This window comes from Gordonia sp. G4 (genome assembly GCF_057770005.1).
The window spans coordinates 859,449-884,183 of sequence record NZ_CM173442.1; the positions used below are offsets into that span (position 1 = coordinate 859,449).

The 24,735-nt window shown below is 63.8% G+C and carries 22 protein-coding genes and 6 pseudogenes; 12 read left to right on the forward strand and 16 right to left on the reverse strand.

The features are described from left to right. Window positions 1-18 precede the first annotated feature (18 nt). Window positions 19-2,346: an endopeptidase La gene (gene lon / locus AC3B5T_RS03625; protein ID WP_055477313.1), complete on the reverse strand. Its 2,328-nt coding sequence runs from the start codon at window positions 2,344-2,346 to the stop codon at window positions 19-21. Between the two features lie 178 nt (window positions 2,347-2,524). On the opposite strand from lon, the gene AC3B5T_RS03630 reads away from it, so the two are divergent. The 7 genes and pseudogenes from AC3B5T_RS03630 to AC3B5T_RS03660 all read left to right on the forward strand — a co-directional run. Next, window positions 2,525-3,250, forward strand: a complete 726-nt coding sequence (locus AC3B5T_RS03630) for a TnsA-like heteromeric transposase endonuclease subunit (RefSeq protein ID WP_006369927.1) — start codon at window positions 2,525-2,527, stop codon at window positions 3,248-3,250. Beyond that, window positions 3,247-5,256 carry a helix-turn-helix domain-containing protein gene (locus AC3B5T_RS03635; protein ID WP_079931101.1) on the forward strand — a complete coding sequence of 670 codons (2,010 nt, stop codon included), beginning with the start codon at window positions 3,247-3,249 and terminating at the stop codon, window positions 5,254-5,256. Before AC3B5T_RS03630 ends, AC3B5T_RS03635 begins: the two co-directional genes overlap by 4 nt. Continuing rightward, the gene (locus AC3B5T_RS03640) at window positions 5,253-6,326 is read left to right on the forward strand and encodes an ATP-binding protein (RefSeq protein WP_006369929.1); all 1,074 of its coding nucleotides are present in this window, start codon (window positions 5,253-5,255) and stop codon (window positions 6,324-6,326) included. Before AC3B5T_RS03635 ends, AC3B5T_RS03640 begins: the two co-directional genes overlap by 4 nt. Further along, window positions 6,292-6,774 (forward strand): annotated as a pseudogene (locus AC3B5T_RS03645) (TniQ family protein); the annotation flags it as partial. The gene AC3B5T_RS03640 and the pseudogene AC3B5T_RS03645, both read left to right, overlap by 35 nt. Window positions 6,775-6,933: 159 nt before the next feature. Further along, window positions 6,934-7,986: a hypothetical protein gene (locus tag AC3B5T_RS03650; RefSeq protein ID WP_020169780.1), complete on the forward strand. Its 1,053-nt coding sequence runs from the start codon at window positions 6,934-6,936 to the stop codon at window positions 7,984-7,986. 296 nt (window positions 7,987-8,282) lie between these two features. Next, on the forward strand, window positions 8,283-8,633 hold the full coding sequence (locus AC3B5T_RS03655; protein WP_010844931.1) for a hypothetical protein: 351 nt from the start codon (window positions 8,283-8,285) through the stop codon (window positions 8,631-8,633). A gap of 127 nt (window positions 8,634-8,760) precedes the next feature. Continuing rightward, window positions 8,761-9,588, forward strand: a pseudogene (locus AC3B5T_RS03660) (IS481 family transposase); the annotation flags it as partial. A gap of 64 nt (window positions 9,589-9,652) precedes the next feature. On the opposite strand, the pseudogene AC3B5T_RS03665 reads toward AC3B5T_RS03660, so the two are convergent. After that, window positions 9,653-9,787: pseudogene (locus AC3B5T_RS03665) on the reverse strand (ATP-binding protein); the annotation flags it as partial. A 177-nt stretch (window positions 9,788-9,964) separates the two neighbouring features. Here AC3B5T_RS03665 and AC3B5T_RS03670 point away from each other — a divergent pair. Continuing rightward, complete coding sequence (locus AC3B5T_RS03670) at window positions 9,965-11,356, forward strand: IS256 family transposase (protein ID WP_045540970.1); 1,392 nt, start codon at window positions 9,965-9,967, stop codon at window positions 11,354-11,356. Here AC3B5T_RS03670 and AC3B5T_RS03675 read toward each other — a convergent pair. The 3 genes and pseudogenes from AC3B5T_RS03675 to AC3B5T_RS03685 form a co-directional block, all read right to left on the reverse strand. Then, window positions 11,283-12,272 carry an IS3 family transposase gene (locus tag AC3B5T_RS03675; RefSeq protein WP_488358254.1) on the reverse strand — a complete coding sequence of 330 codons (990 nt, stop codon included), beginning with the start codon at window positions 12,270-12,272 and terminating at the stop codon, window positions 11,283-11,285. The two genes, AC3B5T_RS03670 and AC3B5T_RS03675, sit on opposite strands and share 74 nt — an antisense overlap. Window positions 12,273-12,384: 112 nt before the next feature. Continuing rightward, window positions 12,385-12,558, reverse strand: a complete 174-nt coding sequence (locus AC3B5T_RS03680; RefSeq protein ID WP_488358256.1) for a transposase — start codon at window positions 12,556-12,558, stop codon at window positions 12,385-12,387. Between the two features lie 35 nt (window positions 12,559-12,593). Continuing rightward, window positions 12,594-12,746: pseudogene (locus AC3B5T_RS03685) on the reverse strand (helix-turn-helix domain-containing protein); the annotation flags it as partial. A gap of 123 nt (window positions 12,747-12,869) precedes the next feature. On the opposite strand from AC3B5T_RS03685, the gene AC3B5T_RS03690 reads away from it, so the two are divergent. The 3 genes from AC3B5T_RS03690 to AC3B5T_RS03700 all read left to right on the forward strand — a co-directional run bounded on the left by AC3B5T_RS03690 (window position 12,870) and on the right by AC3B5T_RS03700 (window position 14,293). Continuing rightward, window positions 12,870-13,121: a hypothetical protein gene (locus AC3B5T_RS03690; RefSeq protein ID WP_240524022.1), complete on the forward strand. Its 252-nt coding sequence runs from the start codon at window positions 12,870-12,872 to the stop codon at window positions 13,119-13,121. Beyond that, a complete protein-coding gene (locus AC3B5T_RS03695; protein WP_026920504.1) occupies window positions 13,111-13,752 on the forward strand; it encodes a Mu transposase domain-containing protein in 642 nt (213 codons plus the stop codon). The genes AC3B5T_RS03690 and AC3B5T_RS03695 overlap by 11 nt, the downstream gene beginning before the upstream one ends. A gap of 82 nt (window positions 13,753-13,834) precedes the next feature. After that, window positions 13,835-14,293, forward strand: coding sequence for a hypothetical protein (locus tag AC3B5T_RS03700; protein WP_010844958.1), 459 nt, complete (start codon window positions 13,835-13,837; stop codon window positions 14,291-14,293). A gap of 632 nt (window positions 14,294-14,925) precedes the next feature. Here AC3B5T_RS03700 and AC3B5T_RS03705 read toward each other — a convergent pair. The 4 genes and pseudogenes from AC3B5T_RS03705 to AC3B5T_RS03720 form a co-directional block, all read right to left on the reverse strand. Then, a pseudogene (locus AC3B5T_RS03705) lies at window positions 14,926-15,516 on the reverse strand (transposase); the annotation flags it as partial. A gap of 50 nt (window positions 15,517-15,566) precedes the next feature. Next, window positions 15,567-16,202, reverse strand: a pseudogene (locus tag AC3B5T_RS03710) (DDE-type integrase/transposase/recombinase); the annotation flags it as partial. After that, window positions 16,180-16,479 carry a transposase gene (locus tag AC3B5T_RS03715; protein ID WP_006369839.1) on the reverse strand — a complete coding sequence of 100 codons (300 nt, stop codon included), beginning with the start codon at window positions 16,477-16,479 and terminating at the stop codon, window positions 16,180-16,182. The pseudogene AC3B5T_RS03710 and the gene AC3B5T_RS03715, both read right to left, overlap by 23 nt. Window positions 16,480-16,502: 23 nt before the next feature. Beyond that, the gene (locus tag AC3B5T_RS03720) at window positions 16,503-17,048 is read right to left on the reverse strand and encodes a cytochrome ubiquinol oxidase subunit I (protein WP_005201356.1); all 546 of its coding nucleotides are present in this window, start codon (window positions 17,046-17,048) and stop codon (window positions 16,503-16,505) included. Window positions 17,049-17,498: 450 nt separating this feature from the next. Here AC3B5T_RS03720 and AC3B5T_RS03725 point away from each other — a divergent pair, with 450 nt between their 5' ends. Then, entirely contained in the window at window positions 17,499-17,759 is a 261-nt protein-coding gene (locus AC3B5T_RS03725; protein WP_010844852.1) for a hypothetical protein, read from the forward strand. 58 nt (window positions 17,760-17,817) lie between these two features. Here AC3B5T_RS03725 and AC3B5T_RS03730 read toward each other — a convergent pair whose 3' ends face one another. The 7 genes from AC3B5T_RS03730 to AC3B5T_RS03760 all read right to left on the reverse strand — a co-directional run bounded on the left by AC3B5T_RS03730 (window position 17,818) and on the right by AC3B5T_RS03760 (window position 24,670). Continuing rightward, window positions 17,818-19,530: an aldehyde dehydrogenase family protein gene (locus tag AC3B5T_RS03730; protein WP_006369840.1), complete on the reverse strand. Its 1,713-nt coding sequence runs from the start codon at window positions 19,528-19,530 to the stop codon at window positions 17,818-17,820. A 46-nt stretch (window positions 19,531-19,576) separates the two neighbouring features. Then, window positions 19,577-20,236, reverse strand: a complete 660-nt coding sequence (locus AC3B5T_RS03735; protein ID WP_005201351.1) for a hypothetical protein — start codon at window positions 20,234-20,236, stop codon at window positions 19,577-19,579. A 64-nt stretch (window positions 20,237-20,300) separates the two neighbouring features. Continuing rightward, window positions 20,301-20,879, reverse strand: coding sequence for a hypothetical protein (locus AC3B5T_RS03740; RefSeq protein WP_005201349.1), 579 nt, complete (start codon window positions 20,877-20,879; stop codon window positions 20,301-20,303). Next, a complete protein-coding gene (locus AC3B5T_RS03745) occupies window positions 20,855-22,273 on the reverse strand; it encodes an MCE family protein (protein ID WP_005201346.1) in 1,419 nt (472 codons plus the stop codon). Before AC3B5T_RS03745 ends, AC3B5T_RS03740 begins: the two co-directional genes overlap by 25 nt. Next, window positions 22,270-23,427 carry an MCE family protein gene (locus AC3B5T_RS03750; RefSeq protein WP_006369841.1) on the reverse strand — a complete coding sequence of 386 codons (1,158 nt, stop codon included), beginning with the start codon at window positions 23,425-23,427 and terminating at the stop codon, window positions 22,270-22,272. The genes AC3B5T_RS03745 and AC3B5T_RS03750 overlap by 4 nt, the downstream gene beginning before the upstream one ends. Then, the gene (locus AC3B5T_RS03755; protein ID WP_005201342.1) at window positions 23,427-24,545 is read right to left on the reverse strand and encodes an MCE family protein; all 1,119 of its coding nucleotides are present in this window, start codon (window positions 24,543-24,545) and stop codon (window positions 23,427-23,429) included. The genes AC3B5T_RS03750 and AC3B5T_RS03755 overlap by 1 nt, the downstream gene beginning before the upstream one ends. After that, window positions 24,542-24,670, reverse strand: a complete 129-nt coding sequence (locus AC3B5T_RS03760) for a hypothetical protein (protein WP_488358257.1) — start codon at window positions 24,668-24,670, stop codon at window positions 24,542-24,544. The genes AC3B5T_RS03755 and AC3B5T_RS03760 overlap by 4 nt, the downstream gene beginning before the upstream one ends. Between the last annotated feature and the right edge of the window lie 65 nt (window positions 24,671-24,735).

Sequence of the window (24,735 nt, forward strand, 5' to 3'; positions counted from 1 at the left end):
GTCATCGTTCGAGCACCGTCAGGCCGCGGTCCACTGCGCGTCGGAAGCGGCTTCCAATGCCTGCGCGACGATCTCCGCCACGTCCGTCATCGGGCGGACGTCGAGGGCGTCGAGCACCTCGGCCGGCACGTCGTCGAGGTCGGGCTCGTTGCGCTGCGGGATGAAGATGGTCTTCAGCCCGTTGCGTTGTGCGGCAAGCAGTTTCTGCTTGACCCCGCCGATCGGAAGGACGCGCCCGTTCAGCGTGACCTCACCGGTCATACCGACATCGCTGCGAACCTGGCGTCCCGTGGCCATCGACACCAGCGCGGTGACCATGGTGACGCCCGCGCTCGGACCGTCCTTGGGCACCGCTCCGGCCGGAACGTGCACGTGGATGGTCTTGTCGAGCGCCTTCGGATCGACGCCGAGTTGCTCGGCGTGCGCCCGCACGTACGACAGGGCGATCTGTGCCGATTCCTTCATCACGTCGCCGAGCTGGCCGGTCAGCTTCAGACCCGGCTCACCCTCGGTGGCGTTGACCTCGATGAACAGGACGTCGCCACCCATTCCCGTGACCGCGAGACCCGTTGCCACACCGGGGACCGCCGTGCGCTCCGCCGATTCCGGCGTGAAGCGCGGACGGCCGAGGTAGTCGCGCAGCTCGGGCTCGTCGATGGTGACGGGCGCCGTCGCGGTCCCTTGTGCGAGGTTGGTCGCCGCTTTGCGGAGCGCCTTGGCCAGCAACCGTTCGAACTGTCGCACACCGGGTTCACGGGTGTAGTTGGCCGCGATCTCGCGCAACGCCGCATCCGTGACGGTCACCTCGTCGGGCGTCAGGGCCGCACGCTCGGCCTGCCGGGGCAGCAGGTAGTCGCGGGCGATGGCGACCTTGTCGTCCTCGGTGTAGCCGTCGAGCGTGACGAGTTCCATGCGGTCGAGCAGGGCCGACGGGATGTTCTCGATGACATTGGCGGTCGCCAGGAACAGGACGTCGGACAGGTCGAGATCGAGATCGAGGTAGTGATCCCGGAAGGTGTGGTTCTGCGCGGGGTCGAGGACCTCGAGCAGCGCGGCGGCCGGGTCGCCCCGGTAGTCCGACCCCACCTTGTCGATCTCGTCCAGCAGCACAACGGGATTCATCGATCCCGCCTCGCCGATGGCCCGCACGATCCGGCCGGGCAGCGCGCCGACGTAGGTGCGGCGGTGACCACGGATCTCCGACTCGTCGCGCACACCGCCCAGGGCGACACGCACGAACTTGCGGCCGAGCGCCCGGGCGACGCTCTCACCGAGCGACGTCTTGCCGACGCCGGGAGGACCGGCGAGCACCATGACAGCGCCCGACCCGCGTCCGCCGACGACCTGCAGGCCGCGTTCGGCGCGACGGGCACGCACCGCCAGGTACTCGACGATGCGGTCCTTCACGTCATCGAGGCCGTGGTGGTCGGCGTCGAGGATCTCGCGAGCGCCCTTGACGTCGGTGGAGTCCTCGGTGCGGGTGTTCCACGGCAGGTCGAGCACGGTGTCGAGCCAGGTGCGGATCCATCCGGTCTCCGGCGACTGGTCGCTGGCGCGTTCGAGCTTGCCCACCTCACGGAGCGCGGCTTCGCGCACCTTCTCCGGCAGGTCGGCCTCTTCGACGCGGCCGCGGTAGTCGTCGGCTCCTTCGGGCTCGTCCTCGCCGAGTTCCTTGCGGATCGCGGCGAGCTGCTGACGCAACAGGAATTCCTTCTGCTGCTTGTCCATGCCCGCCCGGACGTCCTCGGCGATCTTCTCGGTCACCTCGGACTCGGCCAGGTGATCGCCGGTCCATTCGATGAGCCGACGCAACCGCTCGGCGGTCACCGGCGTCTCGAGCAGCTCGCGCTTCTGTTCGTCGGTCAGCCACGCCGCATAGCCTGACGTGTCGGCGAGATCCGAAGGCTCGGACATCTTGTTGACGGCGTCGATGAGCTGCCACGCCTCGCGGCGCTGCAGCATCGCCAGCACGAGCTTCTTGTACTCGCCGGCGAGTTCACGGTCTTCGTCGGTGGCGTCTACGGCGTCGACCTCGGTCACCTCGACCCACAGCGCGGCACCGTGGCCGGGTGTTCCGGTCCCGATCTGTGCCCGCTGTTCACCCTTGACGACAGCCGCGAGGCCGCCGCCCGGGATGCGTCCGACCTGGACGATCGAGGCGATGACACCGTAGGTGGGATACCGGTCGTCCAGACGCGGCGCGACCAGCAGTTTTCCGGTCTCGCTCGCCCGTGCGGCGTCGACCGTGGCCTGGGCGGCATCGTCGAGCGGGATGGGCACGACCATGCCGGGCAGCAGGACGACGTCGGCGACGAAGAGAACCGGTAGTGAATATGTCTTCGACATGAAACCTCCAGAGTTAAGTCTGACCGACTCAACCCAGGTGGCAGGAATCTTGTTCCCGAGCGATTTATGCCAGGAGCGAACGGGGCCTGTAGCTTCTCACCGAACGTGTCATTTTCTCATCGGCTTGTCATAGGCGTGTCATCGTTCTCATCGGGCTGTCATGCGGCACGATAGCAAAATGCCTGATCAGATCGGTGCGACCGAGATTCGCTTCGTTACCGAAGCCGGTGACGAGACCATCAGTCAGGTCAGGGATCACTCGATCAGCTCGATGGCCCGAGCCCAGCCAGTGCGCCTGCCACCGTCCCACGCCGGCCAACGCCACTATCCAGGTCTTTTTTGGACCCGTACAACAGCCGACCACGTGGTTTACGAAAGCCTTCTCGAACGCGACCGCATCTTGCTTGCCGACTTCGATCCCGAAGTCGTTTGGATCACGGCGCAACCTTTCTGGATCACCGGCGACGACAGAGGTACCGGCCGACGCCACTGTCCCGATCTCCTACTGACGCGGGCTGATGGGTCATATTTGGTCGTGGACGTCAAGAATCCACGAATCGCGCAGAAAGACGAGGTCAAGGCCGTGTTCACGTGGACCAAGGTGGTGTCCAAGCGCCTCTCCGCCGATTATGAGGTTTGGACCGGCGAGGACTCGGCGTTGATCAACAACATCAGATTCGCTTCTCAGGCTCGCCGCGAGTCGCGCGCGGCCCTGTTCCAGACGGTGCTCGAACGATTTCCAGAGGAGCTCTCAATCGCGCACGCTGAAGCCACACTCGCAGCCGAGCGGATTGCACGGCCTCGACACATCGTCCTCGAGCTTCTGTGGACGGGCACCTTCACGGCCGATCTCACCCGGCCATTCGGCGACAACACCTTGATCCATCGAGCCGAGGCCGTATGAGCAACACTTATCGACTTGCTGTTGGCGATCGGGTGTGGATCGACGGATCCGTGGTCCGCATAGTCGAGATCAGCGACAGTCGGTCGATAGTCGAATCGGATCGCGGCACACGAGCGGTGAGCACTCCACACCTCGTGAGGTCTTCTCAGCCGCTCGACGCACCTCGCAGGCCCTGCGAGACGTCCGGACAACTGCTTTCGAATCTTACGAAGAAACAGCAAGAGACTTACAACGCACGGCTCGCCGTCGTCGAAGCAGTACTGGAGATGCATCACAACAGCGGCGACTCTATCGGTCGCAGCTCCGAAACGGTCGCTCTCGCACACAACATGTCTGACCGCACCGTCAAACGCTGGGTGAAGGCGTATCAAGAGTCAGGACCAGCCGGCCTCGTCGAAGCAAGGAAGCAGCGCTCGCCGATCGACCCACTCTGGCGGGAGGCGTGCCTCGACGTACTCAATCGGTACACACGCGAATCCACACCCAGCAGAAACATAGTAATCGACCAGGCCAACAATCTGCTGACCGAGCGGTGTGGCGCCGATCTGGCGCCCACCCCATCCAATGCGACCGCCTACCGCTGGCTGGACGAGCTCTCCAAGGGTCGCTATTCATTTGGCAGCGGAAAGGCACGGCGAATCGCCGCCGACCGGCCGGAGGCCCCGTATGGCCGTTTGCGCGCCACGCGCCCCGGAGAGTACTTCGTACTCGACACAACGCGCCTCGACGTGTTCGCGATGGAGCCGATCACGCTGCGTTGGGTGCCGGTCGAACTCACTGTGGCGCAAGACCTCTATACACGCTGCATTGTCGGTCTGCGCCTGACCCCGATTTCAACCAAGGCAATCGACGTGGCCAATGTGTTACACCAGTCGGTCACGCCCCAAGAACCGGTCGACGACGGAGCGTGGCCGTTTCACGGCGTGCCTAGTTCGATCGCAATCGAACGCGACGACCCGACCGCAGACGATGCCACTCCGAGCATCCCAGGCTGCCTACCCGAGTCAATCGTTGTTGACCATGGCAAGATCTACCTCTCGCACCATGTCAGATCCGCCTGTGCGCGACTCGGAATCTCGATTCAGCCTGCGATCGTAAAGAAGGCGTCAGACAAGCCAACTGTCGAACGCTTCTTCAAGACCATTCGGCTCGGCCTGCTTCAGCAACTGCCGGGCTACAAGGGACCCGACGTCTATCACCGCGGTGAAGACATTGAGAGTCAAGCGTTCTACTACGTCGCCGAGCTTGAGTCGATAATTCGCGAGTGGACAGCTCGGGTGTACCACCGGTCGAAACACGAAGGCTTGTGTCTCCCTGAGACGCCCGGCCTCGAGCTATCACCGCTCGAAATGTACGAGATCGGCCTGGCTCGCGCCGGTGGACTCACCATCCCGTCCTCACCGGACCTTGCGTACGAGTTTCTCAATGTGGAGTGGCGCACGATCCAGCACTATGGCATAGAAGTGGATGGGCGCCGATACGATGGCGCGGCGCTCAACCCTTACCGGAATAGCAAGTCCAACTTCGGTGGTCCGAAGGCTAGAAAATGGCCAATCCACATAGACAGCGGCGATGTTCGACGCGTGTACTTCCGCGACCCCTCATCTGGCAAATGGTCGCCTCTGGTCTGGGAGCACGCAGGTGGACTCGACCAGCCCTTCTCCTCGGACGCCGCCGACTACACCAAGCTTCTGGCCGTCCGCGAAAACCGGCATGTCGACCCACAGGACGCCGTCCGCAACCTCCTCGATGAGTGGTCCAAAGGCAACACCAAATCCAAGCGCGACCGCGCCCTCGCACGACGCCTGGCCAGCACCCGTTCCACGGCAAGCGATACTGGCGATGGCCAACCTGACGACGAGATTGCATCACTGCCAGGAGTTATCGACCTTCTCGCGAGGAGAGCAGAACGTCGCCCTCCAGGTTGGGATTTGGACGATGACCTCGATGTGTTTGAGAAGTACCAAGGTGCAGACGATTCGAGCTATGAGGTATTCGACGAATGAGTAACCCATGGGCACTATGGCTTCGAAACAATCAACCGCATCGCTACAACCTGGCGTCAAAAGTGGGCTGGCACGACTTCGTGCATTCGCCGCCGCGCGCGAGCCTGGAACTCCTCACGAAGGGACAGATCGCAGCGCTCAGCGACGACGAGCGCGAAGACTACAACGAAGCTCGCTTTGTATGGAATGCCAACCTCCCGACTGTCAAGACAGCTCAACTCACGCACGCCTTCGCTGTCATCGATCAAGTCATGGCGTCCAACCGTCGCGATGGCGACCGCCTCCGCGGATCGGTCGTGATCGACGCCCCGCCAGGTCTCGGTAAGACCACCATCGCCATCCGCTACGCAAGGCAGTTCCATCGAACTGCAATTCGCCGCCTCAGCAGCGAGACCGCCGCAGGCGATCAGCGTATTCCGGTCGCCTTCATCCCGCTCGATGCTGGAATCACCCTCAAGGGCCTGAACAGAAAGATCCTCGCCTTCTATGGCCATCTGGGGGTAGCTGGTGCGAATACTTCTGGTTTGGGTGCGCTCGCGGTCGACTGCGTACGGAGCTGCGAGACTCAGATAATTGTCATCGATGACCTTCACTTCATCGACTTTCGAGACCGTCACGGTCGCGAAGTAAGCAATCATCTGAAGGGCTTGGCCAACGAAATGGCGGTCACGTTCATTTACGTCGGTGTACGCCTCACAGAGAAGAAGTTCTTCGACGAGGGCCTGGGAGGCGATGACGGTGCCGTGTACGCACAGACTGCCCGCCGTGCCACACGTGCACGCGTCGCGCCGTTCAACACCGACTCCGATGCCAGCAACGTCGCCTGGATCTCGCTTCTCAACGCCCTCGAATTGCACCTAATGCTCGCCGCGCAAACGCCTGGGACACTATCCGATTTCGGCAAGGAACTCTTCCGCCGAACGCAAGGGCACATCGGTTCACTGACGAACCTGCTCGATCGGGCCGCCTATCTGGCTATTAAGACGGGCACCGAGCAAATTACTGCGAGCATCCTGGAGGAGGTCGTCGTTGACAATGCCGCTCAGCGGCTCACCACTCCCAAGAGGTGAGAGAACCGACGCGGAGCAACTACCCTCCGCAATTGCGATACCAGACGGGTACAACCCGCGGCGGCTTCCCATACTCGTCGCCCCCAGGGACGATGAGACCGCACCGAGTTGGCTGCGCCGTTTCGGCCACCGCTACGGACTCACCGCACGCGCGCTACTCCGAGAACTCGGGATTCCAACGAGTGCCTGGTCCCCCACACGAGTCTCTGCGCATATCGCTGAGCACAGTGATTTGATTGTGGATACGGTGGGGCTACCGGACGAACGAGCCCGATACCTCCGGGCAGGACTCATATCCGAGGCTGTTTCCGCATTTCGCACGCACTGGGAACGGTACGGTAAGTCTTCGGAATCGATGCCCCTCGACCCTTCCTACTGTCCCGAATGCCTTGCTCAGCAAGGATACTGGAACTCGACATGGTCACTGCCGCTACACCGCGTCTGTGTCGAACATGCGATCTTGATGCCTACCAACTGCCCTCGGTGCGCCGAGACGCCGTGGGCGGGCACGAGTTGGCCCAATAGCACCGACCCCAACTGGGCCTGTCCGCAGCGCGACAATCGCCCCCGAACACCAAGAACTCGACACGCATACTGCGGCCACGACTTGCGCGACGTCGAGTTCCGTAGGGTTGCCCCCGAGATCGTTGAAGCTCAGGTTTGGATTCTCGAACTCGCACGCGGTGCATCAGAGCCTTCGACGAACAGCTTTGGCGGTCAGCGGTTCAGTACACGCGAATACTTCGACGCGGCTCTGACGCTGGGCAAGCCCATTATGAGCTGTCAAGCAGCAAGCGACCCTGACGCCGCGTGCCTCGAGCAACTCCTCAAGGTAAAGTCCATCCTCTGCGAGGAGGACGTTCATGCGGCTCATTCGCTCGCCGTAGAGCAGAGCGTCCTTACTCCAGGAACCTGGCTTCTCAGGGACGGCCGAGATTTGCCCCGTAGTCGGACGAATGCGGTTATCGGCCACCTCGCCATCACCCCGCTCGCCGAAAAGCTATCGCCGACGGCACAACTGACGTTTCGAGTTGCTAGTGGGTGTGCCCGTTATCCGACGGCCCACGAGATCCCGGGCAACCACATTCCTCTCTCGTCGATACCTCAAGTTCACTGGACGGGATTCCGCGACTACACGACTGCGAAGGATCGCGCCGTCCTTTCCATGCTCCTTGCACGGTCTGGGACCGCGAGACCTTGGGGCCATATCGCTTTCGCGCTAGGACTGCCTCACGAATTCTCGCGCTACCCACCACTACTCATCCGCCAGATCAAGCGCAGCGGCGATTGGACCGACACCCTGGATCAGATCGAGAACCAGACCCGGGAACTGCTCACCGGCCCGCCTCCTATCGATTACCACCGCCGGCGGCTTCAACTTGCCAATCCAGATCTCACGATCTCCATTGCGAGAATTCTTAGCACGAGCCGCACGTTCAGAGCAGTGACTCCACACGCGCTAGCCGTCGCGATTTGGGAGGTCTACACCGGCGGGGCCGCCGAGTTCGCGACAGAATCGCTCTACTCTGAGGATTCCAACGACGGCGATCTCAGCTCGGCGCGCAACCTGGTACGCGAGCAGTGGTCCACAATCCGATCAAACAGCCTGTTGCCTGACCTGGGATTCGGCGAGGAGCCACTTGAATGGCGCCCACCTTGAAGGAGCTACGTGCAGACAGGACACTCCGGCAACAGATCTGACTCGCGCTCGTCAGTGGCTTCGAGAATGCCCTCACTCTACCGCGGAACGCTTGAGGCGGATCAGCACATGTGCCGCGCAGATGTCTACGAGGCGAATGAGTCATACCGACGCCACGGGCTCAAAGGAGTCGGGCAACTCAACTCACTGATGGAAATCCTCCTGCAGCACACCTTCAACGCCGCAAGTCCACGCTATACACCGTGGGAAATTGATCGAGAACCACCAGGGCGTGCAATCTCCCTGCCGCCGACGGCATGGCCGCCGAGTTCGGAACCGACCCTTGCGACACGCTACCCGGATGGTCCGACGAACTGGTAGTCGAACGCCTCGGTCTTGATCGGGCATCGCCCGCAGGGTCGCGCGAGGTGTGGGCATTCGTCGGCGTCGCTTGCAACAATGCCCATGTGAAGTTCCGTCGCCGCAACCTCGAAGCTCTTGGAAACCTCGTCGTGGGCAACCTCGGACGCGACGATGCCCAGAACGTCGACGAAGTTCGGTACTTCCCGTATCGCTCCAGCATGTACATCACTGAGTTCTTTCAAGAGTTGGAGACGGAGTACCAGCACGACGGCTCCACCCGCCACCGGTGGGTTGCCGACGTGTGACGTGTAAGGGCTCGGGACATGCTTGACGTCGTGTCGTCGGGACATCGTTGACGTCTCACGCTTGTCGGTGGTCGCAGTCAGAGTGTGGGGGGTGTCCTTCTCTGCTGAGACTGAATCCGATGCTGAGATCGCTGCACGGGTGCGTGTGGAGGTCAGGTTCCGTGCGGTCACCGAAGTCGCCGACGGTGCTCCGGTCATCGAGGTCGCTAACCGTTACGGTGTCTCTCGCCAAACGGTCACGGCGTGGCGCAAGCGCTATGCCGCATCAGGTCTGGGCGGTTTATCGGATCGATCTCGCCGACCGCGTACTAGCCCGAACCAGATCTCTCCACAAGTGGAGGCGACGATCTGCGAAATGCGACGCACCCACCGGCGGTGGGGTGCCCGGCGCATCGTCTACGAACTCGGACGCCTCGACCCTTATGCGCCCGCGCCCGCGCGGGCCACGGTGCACCGCGTGCTGGTACGCAACGGATTGGTCAATCCTCAAGAGCAGCTACATAAACGGGTCTACAAGCGATGGGAGCGGGAAGCTCCGATGCATCTGTGGCAACTCGACCTGGTTGGAGGTGTGTTCCTGGCTGGCGGCCGGGAATGCAAACTGTTGACCGGCATCGACGACCATTCCCGCTTCGTCACCGTCGCCGCGGTTCTCGAGCAGCCCAGTGGCAGTGCCGTGTGTGAAGCGTTCGTCGGGGCGATGAATCGATGGGGCGTGCCGTTCGAGGTGCTCACCGACAACGGCAACCAGTTCACCGGCAGACACACGCGGCCGTTGCCGGTTGAGGTGCTCTTCGAGCGGACGTGTCGCGAGTACGGCATCACCGCGCGGTTGACCAAACGCCGGTCACCGACCACGACCGGCAAAATCGAACGATTCCATCGCACATTGCGCCGGGAGCTTCTCGACGAGACTGGCGCCTTCGACACCATCGAGACCGCGCAAACGGCTATCTGTCAACGGCGGCCGAAAACTGACCCCTTATCGACGGTTGAAATTTGACCCCCTTTTGGTGTGGTTACTGGTCGGCGTTGACGAGTTGTCGTCGGGTCTTGGTGCGGTAGGAGTCGCCGTCGATGGTGATGACCTCGGCGTGGTGGACGAGGCGGTCGATGAGTGCGGCGGCAACGACATCGTCGGCGAAGACTTCGCCCCTGTGGTTCCCCCGGAATCGTGGAGGACTCCTCTATGCGGCTTCGGGCTCGGTGACTGCGGTGTTCTCGTAGTCGACCGGACTCATCATCCCGATCGCGCTGTGGCGACGCTGGTGATTGTAGGGGGTGTCAGATGGTCTGTGTAAGTCCAGTGCTCATCAGTGAGAGGAAGATCTATGAGCATGGCGTTAGACGACAAGCAGCAGGGCCACGACGACGAGCAGTTGCCTGAACTGGCCGAGCCGCGCTCGACCGCGGAAGTCGCCGAGGCATTACAGGCCTCGGGCATGGTCGATGAGCTGCTCGCCCAGATCGATACCGGCCAGATCCAGATCACCGGCGAAGGCGGGTTGATCCCAGGTCTGATCAAACTGGCCCTCGAACGCGGTCTGAAGGCCGAGCTGACCGATCACCTCGGCTATGCCAAGGGCGATCCGGCCGGGCGGGAGTTGCCCAACGCCCGTAACGGGTCGAGCCCGAAAACGGTGGCCTCGGAGGCCGGGCCGGTCGAGCTGAACATTCCTCGTGACCGTGACGGCACGTTCACCCCGCGGCTGGTCCCGAAGGGCTCGCGCCGCCTCGGCGGCCTCGACGACATCATCATCTCGCTCTACGCCGGCGGCATGACGTTGCGCGACATCCAACACCATTTGGCCTCCACGATCGGCACCGATCTCTCGCACGAGACGATCTCGAAGATCTGCGACGAGGTCCTCGACGCGGTCGATGAATGGCAGAACCGGCCGCTGGAGCCGTTGTATCCCGTCATCTACCTTGATGCCCTGGTGGTGAAGGTCAAAGACGGCGCCCATGTCCGAAACAAGCACGCCCACATTGCTATTGGCGTCGATATGGCCGGCGTCAAGCATGTGCTGGGAATCTGGATACAGGCCGAAGAAGGCGCCAAGTTCTGGGCCGGGGTGTGTGCGAATCTGGCCAACCGCGGCGTCAAGGACGTGCTGATCGTGTGCTGTGACGGGCTCACCGGATTCCCCGAAGCGATCGAGGCGACCTGGCCGCTGGCCACCGTGCAAACCTGTGTGGTGCATCTGATCCGCAACTCGATGCGGTTCGTGAACTACAAAGACCGCAAAGACGTCGCTCGGGCGATTAAACCGATCTACACCGCCCCCGACGCCGAGACCGCCCGCCGCGAGTGGGAAGCCTTCCGCGACTCGGAACTAGGCGCCAAATATCCGAGTGCGGCAATGGCTTTCGACCGAGCCTGGGATCGGTTCATCCCCTTCCTGGCATTCCCGCCCGAGCTGCGCAAAGTCATCTACACCACCAACTCGATCGAGTCGCTGAACTACCAGCTCCGCAAGGTCATCAAGAACCGCGGACATTTCCCCAACGACATCGCGGTCCGCAAACTCTTGTGGCTGGCCATCTGCGACATCGAAGACAAACGAGCCGCTCAACGCCTCAAAGAACGCGGGACCAGGCGGTCACAGCCCCGTAAGGCCCTCGGACGACTGGTCGAGGGACAGGTCGTCACCAACTGGAAGCAAGCCCTCGGACAGCTCGCTCTGGCCTACCCCGACCGGATCGAACCGCACCTCGGCTAAACCCACGGACCACAAGAAAATCAGGAGTCACGTTCTTACACAGACATCTTGACAAGCTCTGATTGTAGAAGCCGTAGCACCACTCCAACACGACCGCCTGCGCCTCCATGATAGTATGGAACTCGTTGCGTGACAACACTTCCCACTCCAAAGAAGAGAAGAATGCCTCCGCTGCGGCGTTGTCGAAACACGATCCGACCCGGCCCATCGACTGCCGGATACCCATCTTCTGGCACAGCCTGGTGAACCGTTTCGCGGTGTACGTCGACCCACGATCGGTGTGGAAAATCAGCTTCTGCGCATCGTCATCACGCCATATCGCCTGCATACCGCCCCGCGTGGCGACCGCCATCTCGATCGCCGCACACGCCAACGCTGCATCCGGGTGACGACTGGTGGCCGCCCCCAGCAGGCGGCGACTGTAGAGGTCGATGACCGTGGCCAGATACAGCTTGCCCGCCGCGGTCGGGATCTCGGTGATGTCGCCGACCCACCGCTGATCGGGGCACTGTGCGGTGAAATCGCGACCCAACAAATCGGGGAACTTCGGGGCGGTCTTGTCCTGACGGGTCAGCCCGTTGCGCCGGCGGATCCGCCGCGCGACCAGGCCCTGACGACACATCGAATCAGCGACAGTCTTCTCGGTCACCGTCCACCCGTCAGCACGCAGATCCGCATGCAGGCGCGGTGACCCGTGCAGGCCGCGGGCCTTGTCGAACGCCACCGCCACGGCCCGGTCGATGGTGTCCCGGCGATAGTCGCGGGTGGTGTGCAAACCCGTTGCCGCACCCGGCGATTGGGTCCGCTTATGCCATTTGTAGAACCACGCCTCGCTGACCCCGAGCAGCCGGCAGGACACCGCGTGTGGCACCCGATAGTTGGTCCTCTGGTCGGCGATAAAGCGTGCCACGCTCACTTCGTCGCCTCCTTCACCCACAGGACCACTGATCGCTTGAGGACATCACGCTCCATGCGCAGCTCGGCGACCTCGTCACGCAACCGTTTGAGCTCAGCAGCGTCATCAACGGTCAGCTCGCCGCGGCCCTCCGCTCGGCGCGCGCCCGGTTGACCCAGTTACCCAAGGTGCCCTCGTTGACCCCCAGGTCTCGAGCGACCTGGGCGATCGGCTTACCTGTCTCCTCGACGATCCGGACCGCCCCATCACGAAACTCCCGGTCGTACTTCTTCCGCTTCTCTGGCATCGTGCTCCTCATTATCGATGCCTCTACGGTTCGGGGGGAACCTCAGAGTACTTCGGCGCGGTGTCTGAGGCCAACGCCGCCCGCACCGTGTTACGGGCCACCCCCAACCGGCGCGCGATCTCCTTGATCGGCACACCCTCACTGCGATGCAAACGGCGGATCTCCGCCCACTGCTCCACTGAAATCACCCTCCTAACAAGACGGGGGTCAAAATTCACCCGTCGTCAGGGGGTCAGTTTTCAGGCGCCGTCAACACTATCGACGAATGGGTCCACGCCTACAACACCTGCAGACCGCATCAGTCGCTGAACATGGCCACCCCTGCCAGCGTGTTCCGCAGTCGCAGCACCGATCCCGACACCATGCCCAGCAAGCCTGTTGGTGCCGAGATCCGACCGGAAGCCGAAGTCGTTCGGCCAGCTCCAACCGTGGCCGATCAGTCGAGTTCCGCCATTGAGTTCGACACTGTCGTGCCGCCGTCCGGTGTAGTGACTATTGCCGGTGTGCAACAGGTGTGGGTCGGAAAGAAACTATGCGCAGCGCAGTGTCGTGATGTGGGCTGACCTGTCGAGCGTGTACATCATCTGCGACGACATCGTGATCAAGACGGTCCGGTCGAAGCTGACCACCGCAGACCTGCAACGACTCCGCGCCCGCGGCACCCGCCCGGGCCGGCCCAGACCGGCGCAAGCCGCGTTCGACACCTCCACCGCCACCCATCGGCCGCGAGCTATCGAGATCGACCGGACCGCGAACCGCGACGGCATCGTCATTGTTCGTGGACATGAACTCGCCCTCGGCGTCGTGACGGCCGGCAGCCGGGTCACCCTGCGGATCGACGGCGAGTTGATCCACGCGACCAACGGCACCCACCTGATCAAGACGCTACCCAATCCTCTTGACCTAGAGAATATTCGCCGCTTGACCGGAGTTCGGGAAGCCAGCACCCCGCTGCCGCCTGCGCCACCGTCAGGGCCGCAGAGCGTGCAGCGCCGGGTTCCCAAGAGCGGTCAGATCATGGTGGCCGGCCAACGCCTCCGAGTCAGTCCGACCTACGCCGGCACCATCGTCACCATCATCGTCGACGATCACCACCTACGAGTGCTCGACGGCGCCAGAGAACTGTCACTGCACGCACGAACCACCACCAAGACCATTCGCAACTTCAACGCCCACCGGCCCCACCGCCGGTAAGCATCTCCCGAGAACACGACGTCACGCATCTCCTGAGACCGCACACGTCACCGTGGTTCGATCGCATCGTCGAGACATTGTGATGCGGAAATTCCGGCGCGTCGCCGAGGTCGACGTCGTGAACGGACGAGGCGGTGACGGAGGCGTGGACGTCTCCGTCACTTACCCCGACGGCCGGCTCGTTATCTACCAGTTGAAGTATTACCCCGAGGGCATGTCCGGCGGGTTCGTGGGACGTCGAGACAAAGTCAAGAAGTCCTTCGTGCGGGCGGTGAAGGAACAGGAGCCGCACGAATGGGTTCTGGTAGCCCCATGCAGCAACTTCACCACCCCCGAGAAGGGCTACATAAGACGCCTGCCCGAAGCCTTCACTCCAGCGGGGAAACGTCGACCCACTGTGGGATGGATGGGTCGCGCAGAGCTCAATCAGATGCTCATCGACTATCCCGAAGTGGACCGATGGTTGACGCTCAACCACTACCGACGCACCCGGCAGATCTTCGAGCAGGAACAGACCGCAGCCCAGCGGTTGGAATGCTAATGGAGATCCGGTTCCTCGAGGACGGTGAAGTCGTAGCCGCCGAGGAAGGAACGGTCACGGAGGTCCGCCAAGGAACTCACGGCTTAACCAGCGTGATGTCGTTCTGTGGGAGCCGGCTCACGGTGGCCGCAGAGATTCCGTATCGAGCCACGTCCGGCCAAGCGTCGTCGATGGACGTCGGATACAAGATTCGCGGGCTCAGTCCGCGCTCTGTCGCCGAACTGTTCAAAGTTCTTCTCGGCCTTCGCACATCCAAAGAGGTCGAGTTCCACATCGACGGCCGATTCCTGACCAAATACGGCCGATCTAGCGACGAAGTTGACAACGAAGACCCCGACTTGAAAGAGCAACTCATGGTCTACCGGTTCGCTGAGGACCTGGCCGCAGTCCTCGCATATACAAGGCAGAGCATGACGCTTCCCAACGGCTTCAGTGGGAACGACCGGGTCCATGCCCGGGTTGCCCGACTGCTACTTGATGGCCACATTGTGGCCTCGGCCCTGGCGCGAGGAGTCCGCGGACGCCTTCCCGACAGCGCTGAGCCCACCCAGGAGATCCGCAACACCCTGACAGAACGACGAAACATCCACTGGCCGGCTGGCCGGTACACCGCTCCGATCGTGGGCCGGAACTTTGACCTTCAAACGCTGGGAGATCTGCTCTGGACTCCACGCCGGCGACCACCGCCGGTCGGCACGGTGCGGCTTGTTGAGCCCCTTCCACGGTGGTGGCGTGGGGCCCGCAGCGATCGTGCCATCGGGACGGCGGACAACGCCGGCCAGGCGGTGCTGTACGTACTCCCGCAACTCGACGTGGGCCACGAGCTTCGCTGTTTTCGGGCGCTTGGCGGCCTGCTGGGCTTTCCACTGCGCCACCAACGCCCGATACTCAAGCTTCCCGCTCCTGGTTGCGGCGTTGCGCCGTAGCTCACGCGAGATCGTGGCCGGACTGCGCCCGATCCGCCGTGCGATCTCACGCACCCCACAATCCTGAACGCGAAGCAGCGCGATCTCTTCCCGTTCCGCGAAGGATAGATAGCGGCCCGAAGGCTCATCCAGACTCAGCGGCCTCATACCGCCAGCGTGGCGGAACCACCGTGTACCCACCGGCACCGACACACCGACAGCGATCGATGCCTGCGCCGTGCTCACCCCCGTCGCGACCACCCGCCAAAACTCACGTTGCACCTGCCGCGACGGCTCCGGCCGCCCCGGCGATCGCATCGCCGGCCGAAGTGCACGATCAGCACGCCACTGTCGACGAACACCTACCGGCACATCGCTGGTCTTCCTGCTCCAGTCCGCTGTAACCACGCCGCACACCTCCGAGAATCAGGGTGTTGCGACGACCAGTTGAATCCGCCCGTCGACCCACGATCGGTGTGGAAAATCAGCTTCTGCGCATCGTCATCACGCCATATCGCCTGCATACCGCCCCGCGTGGCGACCGCCATCTCGATCGCCGCACACGCCAACGCTGCATCCGGGTGACGACTGGTGGCCGCCCCCAGCAGGCGGCGACTGTAGAGGTCGATGACCGTGGCCAGATACAGCTTGCCCGCCGCGGTCGGGATCTCGGTGATGTCGCCGACCCACCGCTGATCGGGGCACTGTGCGGTGAAATCGCGACCCAACAAATCGGGGAACTTCGGGGCGGTCTTGTCCTGACGGGTCAGCCCGTTGCGCCGGCGGATCCGCCGCGCGACCAGGCCCTGACGACACATCGAATCAGCGACAGTCTTCTCGGTCACCGTCCACCCGTCAGCACGCAGATCCGCATGCAGGCGCGGTGACCCGTGCAGGCCGCGGGCCTTGTCGAACGCCACCGCCACGGCCCGGTCGATGGTGTCCCGGCGATAGCCCCGGGTGATGTGCAAACCCGTTGCCTCACCCGGGGATTGGGCCCGCCTCCTTCACCCACAGGACCACTGATCGCTTGAGGACATCACGCTCCATGCGCAGCTCAGCGACCTCGTCACGCAACCGTTTGAGCTCAGCAGCGTCATCAACGGTCAGCTCGCCGCGGCCCTCCCGCTCGGCGCGCGCCCGGTTGACCCAGTTACCCAAGGTGCCCTCGTTGACCCCCAGGTCTCGAGCGACCTGGGCGATCGGCTTACCTGTCTCCTCGACGATCCGGACCGCCCCATCACGAAACTCCCGGTCGTACTTCTTCCGCTTCTCTGGCATCGTGCTCCTCACTATCGATGCCTCTACGGTTCGGGGGGAACCTCATTGACCGAGACCACGCAGAACGTCCCGACGACCCCGGCGATGCCCATCGGAATCAGCATCAGCAGATGGCGTCGAGGCGGCATGCGGTCCCAGCCGTAGAGGTAGATCCCGAGGAAGATCGCCTCGACGAAGAACGACAGCCCTTCGAACGCGAATGGCAATCCCAGCACGTCACCGAACCGGCCCATCAAACCGGGCCACAGCAGACCCATCTCGAAGCTGAGGATCGTGCCCGAGACCGCGCCGATCGCGAACAGCACTGCCGACACCTTGGCCCACCGTCGGGCCAGTCCCATTGCGACAGGGCCGTCGCGCACGATGCCGCGACGGCGCATCACGAAGATCATCGTCGGGAACGCCACCCCGAAACACGCAAGGACGATGTGCCAGCCCAGGGACACCGCCATCTGCTGCCGGGCCGGCATCAGACCCGGAGGTTGCTGACCCTCCGCCACAACCAGCAATGCCTCGGCCAGGTACACGGTCGTCACCGTCGAGCAGGGCCGGTTGTTCCAGCCCGACACGTCGTCATCTGTACCGAAGGTAATCGCACGCAGATGAGGTTCCCGCCGGGGGTGGCCGGTAAACGCCACTGCCCCGCCGCCGGCTCGAGCTCGTGTCCGCAACGACGAGGGTGGGTCCGAGTTGCTCGACGACGATGAACAGCGCGTCGGGGACGGTCCGGCGGGTCAAGTCAGCGGCGGGATACGGTGTACCGGAAACCCGATTTCCGGGTGAAAAACTTTGTTTCGTACTCTTTTCCCCGTGAATCCCGCTGCTGCCGATGCGTTCGTGACCGAAACCACTTCGAGTGTTTGCGTGTGGTGCTCGTCCACCGACGAAATCGCGGAGTTCCGCGGCGAGAGGCGCGGACGGTGCTCAACCAGACGCGCACGCAGACTCCCCCTGCTGCTTCCCGGCGGCGAAGCGTCGAACCGCGACGACGACTGCCCACGAAGGCAGGCGGGAAGGCGGTGGCCACCAAGCCGCAGAATGTCAGGTCCGGCGTCGCCGGGCCGGCGAACGTCTCACGACCCGACCGCGCCGAGCTCATGAGCCGGGCGCAGAGCCTCCTGGCGCAGCTCACCGAGATCGAGGAACGTCTGCAGGTCGCGCAGAAGGATGGCGGCTTGAGTGGCAAGGCCAAGGTGTCCGACCTGACCGCGAAGCGCGACTCCGTGTTGCGCACGCTCGCCGCGTTGGAGAAGGCCAAGCGGGCGCTCGAGCCGGCCTGAGGTGGACGCACCACACCCCGTACGCTTCGTGACGGGGCACCTCGCTGCGCGCGGTGCGTCAGCCGCGTAAGGCGGACGCAAAGAGCGACGGCAGCCGGGTGGCCTTCGGATCTGCCGCGAATGCAACCATCTTTCGGCCTACATGGTGCGCATGCGTGTTCCTGACGAACCACGCCGGCTTCGGCGTGATCGACAGCTGGCCGGTGATCAGAGATCGGCTCAGCGGGCGGAACGGGCCGGTCACGACCGTGCGCTCTGTGTCGTCCACCAGTGATGCGTTGTGTACCAATCCGATTCCGCTCTCGACATCGACGAGGGTCGCACCGGGAAAGCCGCCCCATGGTGCTGCTGCGGTGAGATAACCGACCCCCGTCCACGCGTTGATCGCAATCGTGCCGTAGCGGAGCGATTCCACGAACCACTCGAACTCTCGACCGAGCTTGCGGCGGTATCTCGGGTGCACCAAGACGTTGGCGCCGAGAGTGCCCTCGAGCCGCTCATTGACGAAGCGGCTCGCTGCCCGGAGGTAGGCAATCCCGTCTCCGGGGATCTCCACGACGGCCAGCACGGGCGAGAAGTACTCCACGGTGAAGGCCTCGGCCACCTGGTCCGGTGAGAGCCCCTCGATCAGCAGCCGGCCGTTCTCGCGTGCGTTGGCCGTGGCGTGCCGGTCGGCTGCCGCGGCGACCCGTTGGTCGCTTCCGGGGTAATAGGCTGGCCGCGCGGGAGCCTTGTCGATCTGGTCGCGGAGTTCCCGGAGGAACTCCCCTTTCTTGGACCACTCGGACGGGATCACGGCAACCTGGGCGGCGATGCAGTTGTAGCCGCCGTTGTGCAGACGCTGGGTGGCCAGGTGCTCCGCCTGGAAACGGATGTCCTTGGCCGACCACCCGGTGGGGACGACGACGGTGGGTGATACGCCGCCGAGTTCACTGGTGATGGTCTTGCCGAGCTTCGGTACGCCGGCCCGGCGACGGGCCTCGCCTTCCGGGCCGGTGCCGAAGACGATGGCGTCGTGACTTGCCGAGCTTCCGGTGATGTGGACATGCGCCACATTCGGGTGATCGACGAGATACGAGCCGACCTCGACACCGCCCCTGACGACCTCCACGAAGCCGCGCTCGGACAGGGGTCGCAGGACGGCGTTGATCGCGTCGAACATCTCGCCCAAGACGGGGTTCAGTTTGAGGATCACGACGCGATTGTGCGCGATCAGCTCGTACAGGGTGTCCAGCACGGCGATCGAGGTGATGTTGCCGGCGCCGAGGACGACTGACATGCCGTGCGTCGTCGCGGGGTCGAGTTGCGCCAATCCCGCCGCCGACCGCGCCTGGGTGACACTCACCCCCGGCTTCAGCCAGACCTTGGCCGAGACGCCCGACAGCAGTAGCCGATCCCAGATCTGATGGGGAAAGACGTCGAGCGCAACACGACCGCCGGGAGCGACGGAAGTCGGTACGTGGGCGATGGGACTGTCGCCGCAGCTCAGGTCGCGCAGAGAACGGGCCAGCGTGGCAGCGTTCGTGATGACCGGGTACGGCCCCGACAGCCATTCTTCGCCTGCGAGCGGCGATGAGGGCGAGATCCGCTTCGCACGGCACGCGGCCTCAACCCAATCCGATGCCTGCTCGGCCGCCTGGTGCGCCACCTGTTGCAGAAGGTCGGCGCGCCGGGTCAGCGGGAGGTCTGCCCACCGGCGCTCGCCTGCGCTGAGTCGTAGCAGCGCACTGTCGAGCTCCGCGACTGTGGTGAAATCGGTGGTGAGAGTCATGAGTTGTTCTCCATGGTGTGGTGTGGATGGCTCAGGGTTTCCGCGGCTACACCGGTGTGAATTCGGAGATCTTCCAGCGATCGCCGTCCTTGGCCATCTGGACGCGAATGCGGCTGCCGTCGAGTCGCGGCCCCTCAGCGTCCTTCTTGGACGTCGTCTGGTTGACGAAGAGCAGGACGGTTGCGTGATCGGCGTCCGACGCGACGAGTGCGGCGTCGACCACCTCGGCGTTCGTGACGATCTGCTCCTTCTTGGCAGCAGGTTGAATAACTGATTCGCCCAGTTGGGTGTATTCGTCGAGGAACCTGCCGGTCAGCATGGTCTCGGCAGCTTCGGGCAGCGCGGTGTCGACTGTTCGGTAGTCATAACTGAGCAGTTTGGGGATGTCGGTACGTGCCGATGCAAGCGCGGACTGCCCCGCCGATGCCTCCGTCGTCGCCGCGCTCGTCGCGAACCACACGTAGCCGAGTCCACCGGCGCCGGCGATCACGAGTGCCGCCAGCACCCTGACCAACCCGTTACGCGCCTTTGTCGAAAGTCTGGCGGGCCAGCTCACAACGACGGGGCCGAGTCGTTTGACATGACCGCCGCGCACCTTGTCCTGCTTCTCGGCGCCGTCGGTAGGCGCCGCGTCGGTGTCGACGTCGCGATCCACCTCCGCCTCGGCGAACTCGGATGAGATATCTTGCTCCACAACCTTGTTCATGGCTTCCTCCTCGGTTCTGCCGCCTTCGCGTCGGTCGACGCCTCTTGGTCCGCGCTCCCCGCGTTCATGACACGAACTCCACGTTGCTGACCTTCCACGCATGGTCGGCGGCCGTCAGATCCACCTTCATCCGATAGACGCGTTGCTGCCCGTCGGGTGCCTCGGTGTTCTTGACGATCGAGCTGACCGCGGCCAGGACCTGCGCGGCGTCGTCGTCGGCGGTGATGATCCCCGCCTCCTTGACCGATCCAGTCGAGAGGACCTCGCCGGAGGAAAGGACCTGCTCGAACGACGTCGCCAGCTGTTCAAACTGCTGCTGAAAGGATCCGGTGGCGACGGACTTGATCCGATCCAGGTCGGCCTTCGACCGGCGGTAGTCGAGGCTGACGAGTCCGGCGACCACCTCGCGGGTGACGTCGAGTACCTCAGAGTTCCGCTTCTCGTCCTGCTTGGCCTGATAGAGATCGGTGCCCTTCACGCCGAGCAGCGCGAGCACCGCCACGAGGGCCGCCACCAGCGCCCACACGGTGACCACGGACCGGAGTGGAGCAGTGCCCGCCCCTTCGCCGGCGCTCTCCGGGCCGACCGCGTCGTCGTCGACTTCCGGACCGGTGGCCTCTACTTGATCAGTAACGACTGCCATGTCGCCTTTCCTTTCGCCGAAGCTGAGTTGGTGGGTGTTCCCACGAAGTACGTCACCCCGTCGGGCCCTCGGAACCTTCCGGTGGTCTCCGAATACGGCACCGGCTTCGACGCTGTACGTAAGCGCTTCGGCACCCTCTTCGCCCCTGGGTCACCGCCGGCGTCGCCCATAGAGTGCGGACGCGACAACATCTCCGGCCACGTGGACGGAAGTCCCCCGGGGCAATCGGCCACTAAGGGAGTCCTCACGCGGGGGTCGGTCGCGCACGGGACGTTCCGGGCGCCACGCGCCACCTTCGGGTTGTCGGGGCGCGCGTCGCAGTACTGGTCCGGAACCACCGGCACAGTCCGCATGTCCGATGCGTCACGACGTCGGCTGCCGCCATATCCCTCGGTGCACGGGGGCGGGTTCAGCGTGTTTCCGAGCTTGATGTCGAGTGGAGCCTGCGGACTCTGGCCGAGCGCGTAGCCGTCGACCGAGTTCAGGGTTCCCGACGTGAACGCCGGATAGACGGTCAGGATGTGCCGGAGGTTGGGGACGTTGACGCGCAGCACCTGTCCCACGGACTGGAGGTCGGCGAGCAGCGTCGGCAGCGTAGGCGTCAGCTCGGTCAGGGTGGCCGACACCTGGTCGGCTGCCGACGGGGTCTGGGTCAGCAGAGTCCGCAAGTGTTCATCGCTCAGCGCGAGCTGATCGGTGAACGACGCGAGGTTCGCCACCGCAGAGGTCAGGTCGGCGGCCACCCGGTTGCCAGTGGTCAACAGCGGTTCGGCGTCGTCGATCAGCCGGGTGGTGGGGCCGATATCGATCTGCGCCAACTCGAGCAGCCGCTGTGATGCGTCGATCAACCGAGCCAGGCGATCACCGGTCTGTCCTAGCCCGTCGGACACCTCGTCGACGGTCGTCTCCAGATTCTGGGGCGAGATCGTCGCAACGAGGTTCATGGTCCTCTCCAGGACGTCTTTGGTGGGCGTGGGCGCCTCATTGCCCTTGGCCGACAACACGTCTCCGTCCGTCAGCGCGGGCCCGCCGTTGTCGCGGGGAATCAGATCCACGTATTGTTCCCCGACCGCAGACTGACTCCTGATGTGCGCCGCACTGTTTCGCGGGATCGTGTTGTCCGAATCGATGCGCAGGGTGATGCGAACCGGCGCCGACAAGTCGGCCAGATCGACGTCTACCGAATCCACCCGTCCCACGGTTACACCTCGATAGGTCACCAGTCCGGTCTCGTAAATGCCGCCGGCGGTGTCGAACTCGGCGACCACGCGATACGATCCGATGCCGGTGACCCGACCGATGCCGACGTAGGTGACAGTCCCGTAGACTACGCTGACCACGGTGAGGACAGCGAATACGACGAGCTGCCATCGCACCAGTCTGGTGAGTTTCATCGGGGGCCCCCCATCCCGGCGGGCTGCGGTGAGGTCTTTTTCGATGGGCTGTGATCCGTTGTGGGGGTGCGCAGTCCGAATGGAGCGCGGAGTGGGTCCGCGGCTTGCCGCGAGGTCGCCATCCTGGCCAGGGCCACCTTGGGAATACTGCCGAGCACCTTGTCGCGTATGGCGCCCACCGACAGGTCGAGGGTCAGGAAGAGGTTCTGGTAGTCACCCTTCATTCCCTTGTCGATGACGGTCACCGGGAACGGAACGGTGAGCCCGACGATGAGCGAGCCGACCAGGTCGTCGCCGGACTCCTCGAGCCCCTTCAGTGCGGGACGGAGTTCCGCGGCAATGGAGTTCAGATCGGCGTTGCTGCGTGCGATCACGCTGCCCACCTTTGCGCCGAACACTCCTACGCGATCGAGCATCGTGACCAGCTCCTCGCGTTGGTCCGCCAGCACGGTCAGGGCGGGTTCCAGGTTGTCGATGCCCTCCGCCACGGTCGAACTCTGATCGGCCAGCGTGGCGCTGAGCTTGCCGAGCGAATCGATGGCGCGGCCGATGTCATCACGTTGCTTGTGTAGTCCGGAGACGAAGGTCTTGAGTTGAGATATCGCTCGGTTGGCAGCGGCTGTGCGGCCATCGGTGGCGTCGTTGAGCTCGGTCATGATCGACCGGAGCTGTTCGAGGCCACTGCCGTTGAGGATCAGCGACAAGGCCGCCAGCACCGACTCGGTCGACGGATAGGCTGCGGAGCTGTTGACATCGAGTGTGTCGCCGGGCAACAGCTTGCCCGGCGTCTGCTCCGCGGGAGGAATGAACTCCAGGTACTGCGCGCCCAGCACCGAGGTCTGTGCCAGCTTCACGGTCGAACCGTTCGGGATCTCCACTCCCTCGGAGAGCTCCACGTCCACTTCGGCGAACGACTCGCGCACTGTGATGGACCGGATCTGCCCGACATTCGCGTTGTCGAGCTTGACCAGGGAGTTCGACACCAGGTTCTGCACGTCGGCTAACTGGACGGTGATGCTGTAGCTGTCACCGGAGACGGCGTCGCCTGGCAGTGACAACGAGTTGGCGCCGTCGAACCGACAGCCCGCCACCGTCGACATCGCGACGGCCGCCGCGATCAGTCCCGCGCCGACGTGAAAGCGCTTGTGTCCCATCAGCGTCCTCCCTCCTCGGGGCGACCGGTCGAGCGTGCCATCTCGGACGTGATGACCCGGGTCAGGGTGGTCTCGGCCTTCTGGCATTCCGACTTGGGAGCGTCCACGGTTGTCAGCAGTGCACAGATGAGCGACACCGGATCCGGGAAGTCGGCCACCGCGAGACCGGCCGTCAGTGAGTTCGAGTCCGGGTCGTAGATGTTGTAGAGGTTCGACAGCGCGGTCGGCGCCGTGTGCAGGATCTGAGCCAGATCGTCCTGCCTGTCGACGAGCAGTCGGGACACCCTGGTGAGGTCCTTGACGTCACGGCTTAGCGCACCCTGGTTCTGCTTCAAGTAGTCGCGCAGGCGTGGGGCCATCGAGTTGAGGGCACGGATCGCGGCATCGAGTTGCGTCCGATTGTCGTCGAGCACGGCCGACGCGTCGTCGAGTTGCGAGGCGAAACCGACGATCTGCTGGTCGGCGGTGCGCAGCGCGGTGACGACCTGCTGGAGATTGCGGACTGTGCTGAACAGGTCGGGGCCGGCCGCGGAGAGCGTCCTCATCGCGTCGGAGAGCGCATCGACCGACTTCCGGAGTGAGCCGCCGCTGGTGTCGAGCGCACCGGCCGAGGTGTCGATGAGTCGGCTGAGCGCCCCCTTCTCATCGCCGGTGGAAGGTCCGAGTTGGTGCGCGAGGTCGGTCACCTGCTTCTTGATCTCGTCGTACCCGACCGGGACCGCGGTCCGGCCGACCTCCACCACGGCATCGTCTTCCAGCGCACCAGCCGGCGATCGCTTGACCGGGTTGACGAACTGAACATACCGACCGGAGACGAGGGTCGGCGCCACGATCGCCGCCCGTGCCTCGGAGTCCACGTACGCCGAGTCGTCGTACGAGACCTCGACGCGAACCTTCGCCGGTGTGGCCTCCACTGCTTCGACAGTGCCGATGGTGACGCCGCGCATCTTGACCGGATCGCCGACGAACAGCCCGGTGCCGTCCGTGAACCAGATTGTGGCCCGTGAGGTGTGCGTGCTCTCCCATACCTTCGCCGCGGTCACGGCCACCATGGCGACGATGACGAGGGCGATGACCGCGGGCCCGCCGAGTCGGTTGACGGCTGATGACGTGCTCATCGCCCGCCTCCCGGACTGCCCGGCTGCTGGCCGCGGAGATTGGCCGGCGTGATGTTCTGGAGCAGTACTGAGAAGAACGGTCCGCTGCCCAGGACGTCGGCGAATTGCATGACGAATGTGCGCATCCCCTTGATCGACTTTTCGAGGTTGGTGATCCCTCCCGGGATTTCCGGAGGGCTCCTCTCAAGGG

Bases quoted from the DNA above. Each gene is read 5' to 3' on its own strand.
- AC3B5T_RS03730 (WP_006369840.1), bottom strand. From the start codon at position 19,530: ATGACTCTCACCACCGATTTCACCACAGTCGCGGAGCTCGACAGTGCG.
- AC3B5T_RS03755 (WP_005201342.1), bottom strand. From the start codon at position 24,545: ATGAGCACGTCATCAGCCGTCAACCGACTCGGCGGGCCCGCGGTCATC.
- AC3B5T_RS03715 (WP_006369839.1), bottom strand. From the start codon at position 16,479: ATGCCAGAGAAGCGGAAGAAGTACGACCGGGAGTTTCGTGATGGGGCG.
- AC3B5T_RS03740 (WP_005201349.1), bottom strand. From the start codon at position 20,879: ATGGCAGTCGTTACTGATCAAGTAGAGGCCACCGGTCCGGAAGTCGAC.
- AC3B5T_RS03635 (WP_079931101.1), top strand. From the start codon at position 3,247: ATGAGCAACACTTATCGACTTGCTGTTGGCGATCGGGTGTGGATCGAC.
- AC3B5T_RS03750 (WP_006369841.1), bottom strand. From the start codon at position 23,427: ATGGGACACAAGCGCTTTCACGTCGGCGCGGGACTGATCGCGGCGGCC.
- lon (WP_055477313.1), bottom strand. From the start codon at position 2,346: ATGTCGAAGACATATTCACTACCGGTTCTCTTCGTCGCCGACGTCGTC.
- AC3B5T_RS03760 (WP_488358257.1), bottom strand. From the start codon at position 24,670: ATGCGCACATTCGTCATGCAATTCGCCGACGTCCTGGGCAGCGGACCG.
- AC3B5T_RS03695 (WP_026920504.1), top strand. From the start codon at position 13,111: ATGTGGGCTGACCTGTCGAGCGTGTACATCATCTGCGACGACATCGTG.
- AC3B5T_RS03745 (WP_005201346.1), bottom strand. From the start codon at position 22,273: ATGAAACTCACCAGACTGGTGCGATGGCAGCTCGTCGTATTCGCTGTC.
- AC3B5T_RS03735 (WP_005201351.1), bottom strand. From the start codon at position 20,236: ATGAACAAGGTTGTGGAGCAAGATATCTCATCCGAGTTCGCCGAGGCG.
- AC3B5T_RS03655 (WP_010844931.1), top strand. From the start codon at position 8,283: ATGGCCGCCGAGTTCGGAACCGACCCTTGCGACACGCTACCCGGATGG.
- AC3B5T_RS03630 (WP_006369927.1), top strand. From the start codon at position 2,525: ATGCCTGATCAGATCGGTGCGACCGAGATTCGCTTCGTTACCGAAGCC.
- AC3B5T_RS03690 (WP_240524022.1), top strand. From the start codon at position 12,870: ATGGCCACCCCTGCCAGCGTGTTCCGCAGTCGCAGCACCGATCCCGAC.
- AC3B5T_RS03670 (WP_045540970.1), top strand. From the start codon at position 9,965: ATGAGCATGGCGTTAGACGACAAGCAGCAGGGCCACGACGACGAGCAG.
- AC3B5T_RS03680 (WP_488358256.1), bottom strand. From the start codon at position 12,558: ATGCCAGAGAAGCGGAAGAAGTACGACCGGGAGTTTCGTGATGGGGCG.
- AC3B5T_RS03700 (WP_010844958.1), top strand. From the start codon at position 13,835: ATGCGGAAATTCCGGCGCGTCGCCGAGGTCGACGTCGTGAACGGACGA.
- AC3B5T_RS03640 (WP_006369929.1), top strand. From the start codon at position 5,253: ATGAGTAACCCATGGGCACTATGGCTTCGAAACAATCAACCGCATCGC.